At 63.2% G+C, this 446-nt stretch carries 1 protein-coding gene; it reads right to left on the reverse strand.

The genetic code is table 11. The annotated features are described in order from the left end of the window. Positions 1 to 446: KUP/HAK/KT family potassium transporter (locus I6F21_RS37860; RefSeq protein ID WP_225184401.1), on the reverse strand; the 446-nt coding region annotated here is incomplete at both ends.

Here is a 446-nt window from a genome sequence, read left to right on the forward strand (position 1 = left end):
GACCAGACCCGTCGTCAATACCATGGTGGTCGTCACCGCAATACCGTACGCCGCGGCCAGGTTGTCGGACTTGCCGAACGCCAGCACCACGGCCACCACCAGCACGAGGAGCATGTAGTTGACCACTGGCACGTAGATCTGGCCGATTTCCACATCCGACGTGTAGAGAATCTTCATGCGCGGCGCATAGCCCAGGTGCACGGCCTGCGCCGTCATCGAAAACGCGCCAGAGATGACAGCCTGCGACGCAATGACGGTGGCCGCCGTAGCGAGCAGCACCATCGGGCCAACCGCCCAGCTCGGCATCAACAGGAAGAACGGGTTTTGCACGGCGCTCGGCTCGCGCAGCAGCAAGGCGCCCTGGCCAAAGTAATTCAGCAGCAGGCACGGCATGGCAATGTAGAACCACGCGTACCGGATGGGGCGGGCGCCGAAGTGGCCCATGT

Source organism: Bradyrhizobium sp. NBAIM03, from assembly GCF_020194055.1.
In the GTDB taxonomy this organism is placed as follows: domain Bacteria; phylum Pseudomonadota; class Alphaproteobacteria; order Rhizobiales; family Xanthobacteraceae; genus Bradyrhizobium; species Bradyrhizobium yuanmingense.